The organism is Streptomyces sp. NPDC059224 (genome assembly GCF_042754285.1).
In the GTDB taxonomy this organism is placed as follows: Bacteria; Actinomycetota; Actinomycetes; order Streptomycetales; family Streptomycetaceae; genus Streptomyces.
In genome coordinates this window covers 36,222-49,831 of record NZ_JBHZAN010000008.1, presented here as the reverse complement: position 1 = coordinate 49,831, position 13,610 = coordinate 36,222, and the positions used below count along the sequence as shown (strand labels likewise).

Genomic DNA, 13,610 nt, shown 5'->3' with positions numbered 1-13,610 from the left:
GAGAGTTTCAGAGCGGTTGGATGACGCCTGAGCGGTGGACGCGTCGTAGGTTGGACCGGTGAGCCAGCACAAGCGCAGGCCCTCGGCACGCCAGGTGTCGCGGAGACGGGCGGTGATCGCCGCGGCCTTCGTGGCGACCGTCGCGCTCGGCACCGGCATCGGCGTGTGGGCCGCCACCTCGGGCGACGGCGGGACCCCGGCCGGATCGGCCGCCCGGCAGCCGTCCGGGACGGCCGGCTCGTCCGCCGGCCGGGCCGGCACCCCCACTCCCACGCCGACCCGCAGCTACCCCCTGTCCCAGGCCCCGCGCACCATTCCCGCCGTGCGCTCCCACACCGCCGCCCGCGGACCCGGCTGGCGTCCCCGCAAGGGCGAGCGGGTCGTGGTGAGCGACGCGGCGCTGGCCGACGAGGGGCGCCTGACGGCGAGTGAGCTGGGACTCTCGTACGCCGGGAAGAAGGCGGCGGACGAGGACGTCAGGCCGGGTGATCTGCGGCTCGACCTCGGCGGGACGGGCGACCCGGAGTCGTACACGATGACCGTGCACGGCGGGTCGGTGCGGATCAGCGGGCCCGGTGACGCGGGGGTCTTCTACGGCACCCGGACGCTCAAGCAGGAGGTGCGGGGCGGCGGCGCCGCACCCGAGGGGGTCGTCAGGGACCAGCCGGCCAAGCCGCAGCGCGGGTTCATGCTGGACATCGCGCGCAAGCCGTTCACGGCGGACTGGATCGAGAGCCGGATAAAGGAACTGGGCGACCTGAAGTTCAACCAGTTCGGACTGCACTTCTCCGACGACCAGGGGTTCCGGATCGAGTCCGACACCCACCCCGAGATCGTCTCCCGGGACCATCTGACCAAGGCACAGGTCAGGGAGATCGTCGCCCTCGCCGCCGGCCGGCACATCCAGGTGGTCCCCGAGATCGACTCGCCCGGACACCTCGGCGCCGTCCTCGCCGCCCACCCGGATCTGCAGCTGCGCAACGCGCAGGGCGTCGCCACCAGGGGTGCCGTCGACATCGCCCAGGACGACTCCGCGAAGATCGTCGACGACCTGCTCGACGAGTACGCCGACCTGTTCCCCGGCTCCTACTGGAACCTCGGCGGCGACGAGTACCAGGCGCTCACCGTGGCCGATCCGCAGGCCTCCTACCCGCAGCTGGCGGACGCCGCCCAGCAGGCGTACGGCGACTCGGGCACCGTCGCCGACCTCACCACCGGCTGGCTCAACGACCGCGCCGACACCGTCCGCGCCCACGACCGCACCCTGCGGGTCTGGAACGACGGCTTCTTCCGGGGGACCTCCGTGCAGCCCGCCGGGGATCTCCAGGTCGCCTACTGGACCGGCAAGGAGATCGGCGCCCGGCAGCCGGCGGAGTACCTGAGGGCGGGCCGGCAGGTCCTCAACTACAACGACGAGTTCCTCTACTACGTCCTCGGGGAGCCCAACACCTTCGTCTATCCGACCGGGCAGCGGATCTACCAGCAGTGGACCCCGCGCGTGCTGCGCGGCACCTCCGCCGTGGCCACGCGGTACGACCCCCAGATCCTCGGCGCATCCTTCGCCGTCTGGTGCGACCTCGCCGACTCGCAGACGCAGGACCAGGTGGCCGCCGGCATCCGGATGCCGCTGCGGGCCACGATCCAGAAACTCTGGGACCCGGGCACCCCCGCGCTGTCCTGGACGGACTTCAAGGCGCTGGCCGCCAACCTGGGCTGATACGCGACCAGAGGTGGACGTACGGCGGTGACGGGCCGTATGTTCCGCTTCCGCGCGCGGACCAGGGGAGGGCCGCGTGCCCTACCCCGGGGGACCCGTCTTGATCTGCGCCCGCTGCCACCACTTCGCCGCCGCGCCCGGAGCCACCCTGTGCGACCGGTGCCTGGGTGCCCCGCCCGAGCCCGTCCCCCCGGTCGTCGGCGCGCCGGGGCTGCGGCTGCGCTCGCCCGTCGGCCTCGGCTGGGCCGCCGCCGTGCTGCTCGGCGCGGTCGTCGCCGCCGACCTGTTCGCCGTCTGGGCGGACCTGCTGCAGTACGACGCCACGGGCGCCCTGGCCGACGGGGAGACCGGCGCCGCCGCGTTCCGCCGGGCCGACCGTGCCGACGCGCTCTCCGGGCTCGCCGCCGGCGCCCAGGCCGTGTCGCTGGTCAGCTGTGCGGTGGTGTACCTGTGCTGGTTCCAGCGGGTGCGGGCCAACGCCCAGGTCTTCAGCCCGGCCGGGCACCGCAAGTCGCCGGGCTGGGCGATCGGCGGGTGGTTCGTGCCGGTCGTGAACCTGTGGTTCCCGCGCCGGATCACCCTCGACATCTGGGACGCCAGCAGCCCGTGGGGGACCAACCGTTCGCATGCGCTGGTCAACGCCTGGTGGACGCTCTGGCTGGCCTCGCTGTTCGCGGGCCGTGCCGTGACCACCGGCGACTCCGGGGGCGCGGCCCAGGCCCGTGACGACGCGCTGGCGGCGCTGGTCTCGGACGCCCTCGACATCGCCGCCGCCGTCCTCGCGGTCCTCGTCGTGGTGCGGCTGACCCGGATGCAGCACGAGAAGGCGCTGGCGGGCGCCGTCCCGCCCGCGCTCTGACCGCCGCGGATCACCGCAGTTGGCCGAAAACCCTTTCCTCTGCCCGCTCGATCTGCTGGGCTCCGTACCGCTGTGACACTCCTGGGTCCTTGCACGCAGTAAGGGGGAGTGCGGGCTCCGTACAGGTCGGCGCCTTGGTACATACCGTTGTGGGAGGCGTGGGATGAGCCTGGTGGAGCTGATCGCTCAGGCTGACGAGCGCGGACTGGCCGCCAGCGGACTGGCTTGTTTGGATCGGTGCGTGCCGCTGCTCGGCGGTGACGACCTGGTGCTGCGGCCGCTGTGGACGAGCCTCGCCGACGGCTCGGGATGGAGTGCCGGCCTGGAGCAGGCCCGAAACGCGCTCGACACCGGCGAGGCCGAGGCCGAACTCCTCGCCCGTCGCATGCTCGACGCCGCGCCCGCGGACCACGCCTGTGACGAGGTGCGGCGGTGGGCGGACGCTTGTTCCGTCGCCTCGTTGCGCATCCACCGGCTCCTCGACCCCGCCGAGGACCCGGCGCCCTCCGTCGACACCCGCCGCGAGGGCGGCACCGAGGACATGTCGCCGTTGGTGGCCGCCGAACTGCGCCGCCAGGTCACCGTCCTCGAACTGCTCGCCGGGCACGGCACGGCCGGGCTGCGCCGTGCGCTGGACGTCTCCACCGAGGGCCGCCGGGTGCTGCGCGCGGTGGTGTCGCGAAGGGCCCGCGGGCGCGGCTGAACCGGGCGGGCCGGTCCCGGCCGGTCCGGGTCCGTCCGCGCGGGTCCGTGCCGGTCCCGGACCGGCCCGGACCGGGAGGCTTCCTGTGAGCGCCGTGCGGCGGAGCTGCGGCGGACTTGCGGGGGTCCTGCGCCGGTTGCCGGAACACCCCGGAACAGTGTGACGAAACCCTTGCTGACCTCGCTTTTCCCTATGTGACAGTTCACTACGTGACAGCACAGCAGCAGACCAGGCCGCACGCCGCCACCAAACCGGCCCGCTGGGCCGCGGACGCGGTGGCCATGATGCGCGAGGGTGCGCGGGTCCGGCTCGACTACTCCGCACAGAGCCTGTGGCGGGTCGACCGGATGATCGAGGAGATACGCCGGGAGGGCGCGCCGTACGACGCGGTACGGGAGATGCTGCGCGGCCTCGGGTGCTACGCCGGTGAGGTGATCGTCCGTCACACCGGCGCCGAGTGGTGGGCGTCCGGCGGCGACCACTGGATCCGCACCCCCGACGGGCGGCTCTGGGACCCCGTCGAGGAGGCCCGGCGGTGCTACGGCGGCCACGGCTCGCTGCGGCTGCTGTGCCGGGACGCCATGGGGTAGGCGAGAAAGCCCCGAAAACGGCGGGGAACGGCGGCTGACGGCGGGGGACTTGGCAAAAACCCCGCAATAAGAGACGCGGGCGTTCCCAAGTGGCGTGGCCGGGAGCACGATTGGCCCATGGCCGACAACCGACGCTGGTGGGCCCTGGTCGTCATCGCGCTCGCCCAGTTGATGGTCGTACTCGACATGACCATCGTCAACATCGCGCTTCCCTCCGCCCAAGCCGCGCTGCACATGTCCGACGGCAACCGGCAGTGGGTCATCACCGCCTACACCCTCGCCTTCGGCGGGCTGCTGCTGCTCGGCGGCCGGGTCGGCGACCTGGCCGGGCGCAAGCCGGCGTTCATGACCGGGCTCGTCGGCTTCGCGGCCGCCTCCGCGCTCGGCGGCGCCGCGGTCGACGAGGGGATGCTGTTCGGCGCGCGGGCGCTGCAGGGCGTGTTCGCCGCGCTGCTCGCCCCGGCCGCGCTGTCGCTGATCGCGACGACGTTCACCGACCCGAAGGACCGCGGCAAGGCCTTCGGCATCTTCGGCGCGATCATCGGCGCCGGTGCCGCGGTCGGACTGCTCGCGGGCGGCTTCCTCACCCAGTACCTGGACTGGCGCTGGTGCCTGTACGTCAACGTGCCGATCGCGCTGGTCGCCTTCGCCGGAGCCTGGACACTGCTGCCCGGCGGCGGCCGCCACCCCGACGCCCGCCTCGACGTGCCCGGCGCGCTGCTCGGCTCGGGCGGGATGCTCGCCCTGGTCTACGGCTTCTCCGAGGCGGAGTCCCGCGGCTGGCACGACTCCCTGGTCCTGACGCTGCTCCTCGGCGGGGTCGCCCTGCTCGGCGTCTTCGGGTTCTGGCAGACCAGGGCCCCGGTCCCGCTGCTCCCGATGACCGTCGTGCGCGACCGGCAGCGCCTCGGCGCCTGTGTCACCGTGCTGCTGGTGACCATCGGCATGTTCGGCGTCTTCCTCTTCCTGACCTACTACATGCAGCGCGTCCTCGGCTACTCGCCCGTGAAGACCGGCGTCGCCTACCTCCCCATCACCGTCGGCATGGTCACCGGCTCCACGCAGATCGCCGCCCGGCTGCTGCACCGGGTGCCGCCCCGCCTGCTCCTGGTGCCCGGGCTGCTGGTCGCGGCCGGGGCGCTGGCGCTGATAGCCCAGGTCGGAATCGAACCGGCGTACGCCTCGCACATCCTGCCCGGCATGCTGATGCTCGGCCTCGGCATGGGTACGGCCATGATGACCTGCGTCTCCCTGGCCACCGGCGGGGTCGCCGCGCGCGACTCGGGCGCGGCCTCGGCCACCTTCAACACCGCCCAGCAGGTCGGCGGTTCGATCGGCACGGCACTGCTCAACACCATCGCCGCGAGCGTCACCACCCGGTACGCCACCGCCCACGCGGCCACGATTCCCGACCGGGGGCTGCTGGCGGCGAAGGCCGCGGTGCACGGCTTCAACGTGGCCACCTGGTGGGCGATGGCCGTGCTGCTGCTGGGCGCGCTCGTCGCCGGGGTGGTCGTGAACGCGGACCGCGCGCCCACCGCCCCGGAGACCGGGGAAAGAACCCCGGAACCGGCCGGGTCCGCGACCTGAGCAGAGCACCTCTGCCCCCTGACCAGCAATTCAGCCGCCTGTGCGCGGTGCGGCGGGACCTGAGTGCCGCAGTCGCCGGCGGGTGCCGGGCCGGCCGCCCGCAACTGCGGCCAATCCATCCTCCGAGCTGCTCCGGATCACGCGTGGAAGCCTGATCGGCAAGCGCGGGGGACAACGATGGAGCGGGCGCTACACGGCTTCTCGCACAAGGGCCTCCGTGGTCGGGACATCTCCGGACGTAACCCGATCCCCATGGGGCGGCGAAAAACCCCAGGTGCCCGCGGGCGGTGCGGACCAAGCCCGGCAGGGCCTCGCGCTGCGGGGTGCGCGGCAGGCGTCCGGCTCCCGCGACCGAAGGCCAACCGCCTTGACCGGGCGTCGGCACCGAAGCAACGGCCGAGGCCGCCACCCCCCACAGGAGAGGCCCCGGCCGTCGCGCGGCACGGACCGCGCGGCGGTCCGTACTCCGTTCAGCGCCATGAGTGCGTTTTCTGTCACACCCCGGGGCGTCACGAGTTAGTTGCACTTTGTACTGACGTGGACGGCGAGCGGTTTCAGGCCGTAACGTGCCTTTCGCGTCGAGCGCGAGTACATGATCACTGCAACGATCGGCGGCTGCGTCGTAGCCGCGACCGACCACTTACTGGGGAACGACGGGTGCTGGGGGACGACGCGGAGTTGACCGCCGCGGTACGTGCGGCACAGGGCGGGGACGAAACCGCCTTCCGTATCGTCTATCGCGCGGTGCAGCCGCGTCTGCTCGGATACGTCCGCACACTGGTCGGCGATCCGGACGCGGAGGACGTCGCCTCCGAGGCCTGGCTGCAGATAGCCCGCGACCTCGACCGGTTCGAGGGCGACGCGGACCGGTTCCGCGGCTGGGCCGCCCGGATAGCCCGCAACCGCGCCCTGGACCACATACGCATGCGCGGCCGCCGTCCCGCGATCGGCGGCGACGAGACGGAACTGACCGGCCGGCCCGCCGAGTCGGACACCGCCGGCGAGGCCATCGAGGCGCTGACCACCGACTCCACCCTCTCCCTCATCGCCCGGCTGCCCCAGGACCAGGCCGAGGCCGTCGTCCTGAGGGTCGTGATGGGCCTCGACGCCAAGACGGCCGCCGATACCCTCGGCAAACGCGCGGGCGCCGTCCGTACGGCAGCCCACCGGGGCCTGAAGAAGCTGGCGGAACTGCTGGGCGCCGACCCGGAGCAGGCGGGTGTCGTCCTCGAGGCGCTTCCGCCCCAGAGAGAACCGAAGGATCGTGCGGTGACGTCCGCCACTGTGACGCATACGCGTTCGCGGACGCAGAAGGACATGTGATGGCCGACGAGCAGGACAAGTGGCTGAACCGGGCGACGGCGGAACGTCTGCTGCGCGGTGAGTCACTGGAAGCCGTCGACGACTCCGCCCGTGACCAGGCAGAACGCCTTGCCAGGACGCTGGACACGCTCTCCGTGCGGACCGTGCCGGCCACCGCCGAACTCCCCGGCGAGGAGGCCGCGCTGGCTGCCTTCCGCAAAGCGCGCGAATCCGCCGGGGACGAGTGGACCTCCGTGGCGCGGCAGCCGGGCAGGTGGGGCCGGGGCTCCGACGCGGGTCTCATCCGTATCGGTGCCGGTCCCCGGCCGCCCCGGGTCCCGGGCTGGGCCCGCCCCGCGCGGTTCGCCCTGGCCGCCGTTCTGACCGCCGGCATGCTCGGCGGGGTCGCGGTGGCCGCCGGCACCGGGGTGCTGCCGTCGCCGTTCGACGGTGTCCGTCCCAGGCCGGGAGCCTCCGTGACGGCGGCCGGCACCCCCGTGCACCCGCAGGACTCGCCCTCGACCGAGTCCTTGCTCGGCGGCGAGAGCGGCGCGCCCTCCGCCGACGCCACGCCCCGCGGCCCGGTCCTGCCCTCGCCCGACTCGTCGGGCAGGCCGAAGGACCGGGGCACCGGTTCGTCCGCCACCCCCGGGAACAGGTGGAACCGTGCCCTGAGGTTCTGCCGTGACGTCCAGGACGGCAAGTTCCTGGGCAACGACCGCAGGCGTGCCCTGGAGGGGATGGCGGGCGGCCCCGCACGGGTCGACAGGTTCTGCAAGGTCCTCCTCGGCGTCGGCGCGGCCGGTGAGCGGGGCGTCTCCGACGACGGCAAGGGCGACGGCGGCGGTCAGGAGGGCCAGGGCGGCCACAACCAGGGTTCGGGCGGCGGCAACGGTCAGGGCGGTGACGACGAGGGCCGCCCCGGCCGGCACGGCGGTGGCCGGGGCGGCGGCAACCACCATCACCAGGACGGCGCGGCCCCGCCCGCCCCGACGGCCTTCGCACCCCTGCTGCCGAACCCGGCCGCCTCGCCGAGCCCCGCGTACAGCGCGCTTTGACCTTTACGTACCGCTGTGACCTGCACTTCTGAAACCCGCTGAACTTTTTTCCGGCAGGGTGTGACGTTTTCGGCGGAGGCGGCGCAGTACAGAGTGAGCCGACTGGTCATCGGCCGTCGCACAGAGCCGGGGTTCCCCCCGTACCCGTGGCTCGTGCATCGGCGCGGGCGGGACACGTTCCCCCGGTCCCGCCCGCGCCCCAGAATCCTTCCGGCACTCACCAGTAGACGACGACCTTGTCGCCGTTGCGGACCTCGGTGAAGAGCGCCGAGACCGCCGCCTCGTCCCGGACGTTGACGCAGCCGTGCGAGCCGCCCGCGTACCCCCGGGCCGCGAAGTCGTACGAGTAGTGCACCGCCTGGCCGCCGCTGAAGAACATCGCGTACGGCATCGGCGAGTGGTAGAGCGTCGAGACATGGTGGCGTGACTTCCAGTAGACGTGGAACACGCCCTCACGGGTCGGGGTGTACTGGGCCCCGAAGCGCACCGACATCGTCGACACCGTGCGCCCGTCGATCATCCAGCGCAGGGTCCGGCTGGTCTTGCTGATGCACAGCACCCGCCCGGTCAGGCACCGCGGATCGGGCGCGGCGGCCGGCTGACCGCCCATCAGGTACAGCTCCCACTTCCCCGGCGTGTGCGTCATGGCCCGCAGCCGCCGCCAGGTCACCGCGTCGGTCTCGCCCGTCCGGGGCAGCCCGCGCTTGCCCTGGAAGCCCTTGACGGCCGCCGCGGTGAGGTCGTCGTAGGTCCCCGTCGGCCCGTCGGACAGCCAGGCGACCTGGCGCAGCCGGGCCTGCAGTTCGCGCACGCCGGTACCGGTGTCGCCGCGGGTGTACACGATGTGCGGCGGGACGGTCTCGACGGCGGACGGCGTCGGGGCGGCGGCCGCGCCGGACGTGCGGCCCGATGCCCCGCCGGGCGCCGAGCCCCCCGTACCGCCGGGCGTCCGGCTGTGCGGAAGCTCGATATGGACGGGCGAGTTCCCCTTGCCGTCCGTGCCGTCCGGCGGCTGCACGGTGCAGGCGCAGAGCGCGGTGAGCGCCGCGAGCACGGCGGCCGAGGCGGGCGCGCCGCCGCGCCGCCCCACGATCCCTGAGTACCCCGAGACCTTCATGCCGAGGATGCTTCCCCGCGTGACCGCCGCCGAACAAGGGGGCATGGTGGGAGGGGGAGACGCACCGGCGGAACCGGTGCACCGCGGAGGTCGGTCACCATGGTCCGTGAGTCGGAGTCCGGACTGCCCGTCGAGCCGGTCTACGGCCCGTCCGCCCTCGCGGGCTGGGACCCGGCCGAGCGGCTCGGCGACCCGGGGTCCTACCCCTTCACCCGGGGCGTCCACCCGACGATGTACACCGGCCGGCCCTGGACCATGCGCCAGTACGCCGGCTTCGGTACGGCGGCCGAGTCCAACGCCCGCTACCGGCGGCTGATCGCCCACGGCACCACGGGCCTGTCCGTCGCCTTCGACCTGCCCACCCAGATGGGCTACGACTCCGACGCCCCGCCGGCGCACGGCGAGGTCGGCAAGGTGGGTGTGGCGATCGACTCGGTCGACGACATGCGGGTGCTGTTCGGCGGGATCCCCCTGGACGGGGTGTCGACGTCGATGACGATCAACGCGCCGGCGGCCGTGCTGTTGCTGCTGTACCAACTGGTCGCCGAGGAACAGGGGGTGGACGCCGGCCGGCTGACCGGGACGATCCAGAACGACGTCCTCAAGGAGTACATCGCCCGGGGCACCTACATCTATCCGCCGGGGCCGTCCCTGCGGCTCACCGCGGACATCTTCCGGTACTGCCGTACCGAGATCCCGAGGTGGAACACGATCTCGATCTCCGGCTACCACATGGCCGAGGCCGGCGCCTCGCCCGCGCAGGAGATCGCCTTCACCCTCGCCGACGGCATCGCGTACGTGCGGACCGCGATCGCGGCCGGCATGGACGTCGACGACTTCGCACCCCGCCTGTCCTTCTTCTTCGTGGCCCGCACGACGCTCCTGGAGGAGGTCGCCAAGTTCCGGGCGGCGCGCCGTATCTGGGCACGGGTGATGCGGGAACGGTTCGGAGCGCGCAATCCCAGGTCGCTGATGCTCCGCTTCCACACCCAGACGGCGGGCGTCCAGCTGACCGCCCAGCAGCCGGAGGTGAACCTGGTCCGGGTGGCCGTCCAGGCCCTGGCCGCGGTCCTCGGTGGCACCCAGTCGCTGCACACCAACTCCTTCGACGAGGCGATCGCCCTGCCGACGGACCGGAGCGCGCGGCTCGCCCTGCGCACCCAGCAGGTGCTGGCCCACGAGACCGATGTCACGGCGACGGTGGACCCGTTCGCCGGTTCCTACGCGGTGGAGCGGATGACGGACGACCTGGAGGGGGCGGCCGTCGGCCTGATGGACAGGGTCGAGGAACTGGGCGGCGCGGTGGCGGCGATCGAGGCCGGTTTCCAGAAGGGCGAGATCGAACGCAACGCCTACCGCATCGCACGGGAGACGGACGCGGGGGAGCGGGTGGTCGTCGGCGTCAACCGCTTCCGGCTCGACGAGGAGGAACCGTACGAGCCGCTGCGCGTGGACCCGGCCATCGAGGCCCGGCAGGCGGAACGGCTCGCCCGCCTGCGCGCCGAACGGGACCGGCGGGCCGTCGGTTCGGCGCTGGCCGCCCTGCGGAGGGCCGCCGCGGGCGAGGACAACGTCCTCCCCCCGATGCGGACGGCCCTGCGGGCCCGCGCGACGGTCGGCGAGGTGTGCGACGCGCTGCGCCTGGTCTGGGGCACCTACACCCCGGCGGACACCTTCTGACGCCGGCACCCCGCCGCCCGGCGTCGCCCTGACGCCGCCGGATGCCTGCCGGCCGGCACGGAGGGGCCCGTTGTCGGACGTGCGTGCGAGACTTCTTCGCATGTTCGGCGTCATCGATCTCCCCACCTATCTGGCAGGCCTCGTCCTGATCGTCCTGCTGCCCGGCCCCAACTCGCTGTACGTGCTCTCGGTCGCCGCCCGGCAGGGCGTACGGGCCGGTTACACGGCCGCCGCGGGGGTGTGGTGCGGTGACACCGTGCTGATGACGCTGTCCGCGGCCGGGGTGGCGTCGCTGCTCCAGGCCAACGCCGTGCTGTTCGGGATCGTGAAGTACGCGGGCGCCGGCTATCTGACCTGGCTGGCGATCGGCATGCTGCGGGCGGCCCGGTCCATGTGGCGGACCCGGCGGGAGCGCGCGGCCGAGGAGAGCGGTCCGGCACCGGACGCCGTCGCACAGGAGCGGCCCTACCGCCGTGCCCTGGTGATCAGCCTCTTCAACCCGAAGGCGATCCTGTTCTTCGTCGCCTTCTTCGTGCAGTTCGTGGACCCGGGGTACGCCTACCCCGCGCTGTCCTTCGTCGTCCTCGGCGCCTTCGCCCAGCTGGCCAGCTTCCTCTACCTGACCGCCTTGATATTCAGCGGCACCAGGCTGGCCGCCGCCTTCCGCCGCCGCAAGCGGCTGGCGGCGACGGCCACCTCGGCGGCGGGGGCGCTGTTCCTGGGCTTCGCGGTGAAGCTGACGCTGGCCAGCGCGTAGGCGGCTCTGCCGGCGGCTCGGGGCGGCGGCGCGGTTGCGTACGCCGGGCCAGCCCCGCCCGCCCCGGAGACCTAGGCGGCGGCGCCCGCCCCGGCGCGCGCCGCGTACGTCCGCAGCCCCTCGGCCGTCTCGCCCGCCCAGCCCACATAGCCGTCCGGGCGGACGAGGAAGAGGCCGGGGCCGTAGGACTGCGGGGCCGGCAGGCTGCGGAAGCCGTCCACCGGCTCCGGGGCCAGCAGGGTCCAGCGCGGCCCCCGGAAGGCGTCGAACATCCGCACCCCCGCCGCGTTCCGTCCGTCGGGCGCGCGGTCGCCCGCCCGCACCGGTCCGGGGTCGGCGCGCGTCTCCGCCGTCAGCGAGGACTCCCGGTAGCCGATCCCCAGCTGGACCGTGGCAGCGCCGCGCCGTACCTCGCCGCGGTGCACGCCCGTGGAGAGGTCCAGCATGGCGGCGGCGTTCGCGCGGCGCTCCTCCTCGTAGGTGTCCAGCAGTGTGTCCGGGGCGTCGCCCGCGAGCACCGCGGCCAGCTTCCAGCCCAGGTTGTAGGCGTCCTGGACACTGGTGTTCAGCCCCTGGCCGCCCGCCGGGGAGTGCACATGGGCGGCGTCTCCGGCCAGGAAGACCCGGTCCACCCGGAAGCGGTCGGCCAGGGCGGCACGCGGGCGGAAGCCGGAGGCCCAGCGCAGCTCGGTGACGTCCGCCGCGTCCAGGTGGCTGTACGCCGACACCAGCCGCCGTACGCCCTCCAGGGACGGGTCGGCCTCGGTGCCCTCGGGCAGCTTGGCGCCCAGCTGGAAGTCGTCCGTGCCGGCCAGCGGGCACAGGGCCACGCCGTTGCCGTCGGCGCCGACGAAGACGTGCCAGTGGTCGCGGTCGAGGTTCCGCACCCGCAGGTCCGCCACGAGGAACGGGCTCGGGTCGACCGACTCGCCGGTCATCCCCACGCCCACCGCACGCCGTACGGCCGACCGCCCGCCGTCCGCCGCCACCACGTACCGCGCCCGGGCGGTGGTGCCGTCGGCGAAGTGGGCGCTCACCCCGTCCGCGTCCTGCTCCAGGCCGGTCAGCGCCCGCCCGAACCCGACCCGGCCGCCCAGCTCCAGCAGCCGTGCGTACAGCACCTCCTGCGTCCGCCACTGCGCGACCATCAGCGGGTCGGTGTACGGCGCGCCCTCGTCCGCCGCCACCGTGTCGAACATCGGCTGTGTCCTGAGCCGCTCGCCGTCCTTCCAGAACAGCTGGGGCGGGTAGGGACCGCCGGCCGCGCGGAGCGCCTCGCGCACCCCGAGGTCGTCGAAGACCTCCTGGGTGCGGGGCTGGATCCCCTTGCCGCGCGAGCCGGGGAACAGCTTCTCGGCCGCCTCCACCACCAGCGCGTCGACCCCGCGCCGGGCCAGGTCGATACCGAGGGTCAGGCCGGTGGGACCGGCGCCCACGATCAGAACGTCCATCACATTTCTCCTTAACGCCGTTAAGTTCCGTTGCCCGCAAGGCTGCACTTAACGCTGTTAAGCTGTCAAGCGTGAGTACGGAACGACGCGCACCCCTCGACCGCCGCCGGGTCGCCGGCACGGCCCTGCGCCTGCTGAACGAGGTCGGTCTGGACGGGCTGACCCTGCGGGCCATCGCCAAGGAGCTGGACGTCAAGGCGCCGGCCCTGTACTGGCACTTCAAGGACAAACAGGCGCTGCTCGACGAGATGGCGACGGAGATGTACCGCCGGATGGCCGCGGACGCGCGGCTCGACCCCGCCGGTACGTGGCAGCACGTGCTGCGCACCATGAGCGGCGGGCTGCGCGCGGCCCTGCTCGGCTACCGCGACGGCGCCAAGGTCTACAGCGGCTCACGCTTCACGGGCATCGACCACGCCCCCGACCAGGAGGCGTACCTGCGTGTCATGACGCAGGCGGGCTTCACCCTCGCGCAGGCGGCCGTGATCGGCGCGACGGTCAACGCGTACACCATCGGCTTCGTCACCGAGGAACAGGGCGTCCAGCCGCTCCCGGGTGAACGCCGGGAGGGCTACGACGTGGAGGAGCGAGCCCGCCTGCTGGCCGACTTCCCCCTGTCGGCGGCCGCGGGCCGGGAGATCTTCACCGACTACGGCAGCCAGTTCGAGACGGGCCTGGAGATCATCATCGGGGGAGTGGAGGCACGGTACCGCCAGGCGCCCCCGTAGCGGCGCGAGGGGCTGCGCGACCGGCCCCCGCTCACCCGCACCCGCACGAGCCCCGGCG

General features: G+C 73.2%; 12 protein-coding genes. 10 read left to right on the top strand and 2 right to left on the bottom strand.

Annotation, left to right across the window (positions count from 1 at the left end):
- The first annotated feature begins 94 nt into the window (after positions 1–94).
- From ACFXI4_RS10345 to ACFXI4_RS10315, 7 genes are all read left to right on the top strand, one after another.
- Entirely contained in the window at positions 95–1,717 is a 1,623-nt protein-coding gene (locus tag ACFXI4_RS10345) for a glycoside hydrolase family 20 protein (RefSeq protein WP_384989501.1), read from the top strand.
- Positions 1,718–1,793: 76 nt separating this feature from the next.
- Complete coding sequence (locus ACFXI4_RS10340; protein ID WP_384989302.1) at positions 1,794–2,576, top strand: DUF4328 domain-containing protein; 783 nt, start codon at positions 1,794–1,796, stop codon at positions 2,574–2,576.
- A gap of 163 nt (positions 2,577–2,739) precedes the next feature.
- On the top strand, positions 2,740–3,279 hold the full coding sequence (locus tag ACFXI4_RS10335) for a hypothetical protein (protein WP_384989301.1): 540 nt from the start codon (positions 2,740–2,742) through the stop codon (positions 3,277–3,279).
- A gap of 209 nt (positions 3,280–3,488) precedes the next feature.
- Positions 3,489–3,869, top strand: coding sequence for a hypothetical protein (locus tag ACFXI4_RS10330; RefSeq protein WP_362727946.1), 381 nt, complete (start codon positions 3,489–3,491; stop codon positions 3,867–3,869).
- Between the two features lie 117 nt (positions 3,870–3,986).
- Complete coding sequence (locus ACFXI4_RS10325; protein ID WP_384989299.1) at positions 3,987–5,459, top strand: MFS transporter; 1,473 nt, start codon at positions 3,987–3,989, stop codon at positions 5,457–5,459.
- A 657-nt stretch (positions 5,460–6,116) separates the two neighbouring features.
- Positions 6,117–6,782 (top strand): RNA polymerase sigma factor, encoded by a 666-nt coding sequence (locus tag ACFXI4_RS10320; RefSeq protein ID WP_384989298.1) that lies wholly within the window; start codon positions 6,117–6,119, stop codon positions 6,780–6,782.
- The gene (locus tag ACFXI4_RS10315) at positions 6,782–7,819 is read left to right on the top strand and encodes a hypothetical protein (RefSeq protein ID WP_384989296.1); all 1,038 of its coding nucleotides are present in this window, start codon (positions 6,782–6,784) and stop codon (positions 7,817–7,819) included. The genes ACFXI4_RS10320 and ACFXI4_RS10315 overlap by 1 nt, the downstream gene beginning before the upstream one ends.
- A 217-nt stretch (positions 7,820–8,036) precedes the next feature.
- Here ACFXI4_RS10315 and ACFXI4_RS10310 read toward each other — a convergent pair whose 3' ends face one another.
- A complete protein-coding gene (locus ACFXI4_RS10310; protein WP_384989294.1) occupies positions 8,037–8,936 on the bottom strand; it encodes a L,D-transpeptidase family protein in 900 nt (299 codons plus the stop codon).
- 99 nt (positions 8,937–9,035) lie between these two features.
- Between ACFXI4_RS10310 and ACFXI4_RS10305 the strand changes: the two genes are divergently transcribed.
- Together ACFXI4_RS10305 and leuE are read left to right on the top strand one after the other, a co-directional pair.
- Positions 9,036–10,616: a methylmalonyl-CoA mutase gene (locus ACFXI4_RS10305; RefSeq protein ID WP_384989292.1), complete on the top strand. Its 1,581-nt coding sequence runs from the start codon at positions 9,036–9,038 to the stop codon at positions 10,614–10,616.
- A gap of 100 nt (positions 10,617–10,716) precedes the next feature.
- A complete protein-coding gene (leuE, locus tag ACFXI4_RS10300) occupies positions 10,717–11,373 on the top strand; it encodes a leucine efflux protein LeuE (protein ID WP_362727310.1) in 657 nt (218 codons plus the stop codon).
- A gap of 71 nt (positions 11,374–11,444) precedes the next feature.
- On the opposite strand, the gene ACFXI4_RS10295 is transcribed toward leuE, so the two are convergent.
- Entirely contained in the window at positions 11,445–12,824 is a 1,380-nt protein-coding gene (locus tag ACFXI4_RS10295; RefSeq protein WP_384989290.1) for an FAD-dependent monooxygenase, read from the bottom strand.
- Positions 12,825–12,895: 71 nt separating this feature from the next.
- On the opposite strand from ACFXI4_RS10295, the gene ACFXI4_RS10290 reads away from it, so the two are divergent.
- Positions 12,896–13,552 (top strand): TetR/AcrR family transcriptional regulator C-terminal domain-containing protein, encoded by a 657-nt coding sequence (locus tag ACFXI4_RS10290; protein ID WP_384989288.1) that lies wholly within the window; start codon positions 12,896–12,898, stop codon positions 13,550–13,552.
- Positions 13,553–13,610: the final 58 nt, after the last annotated feature.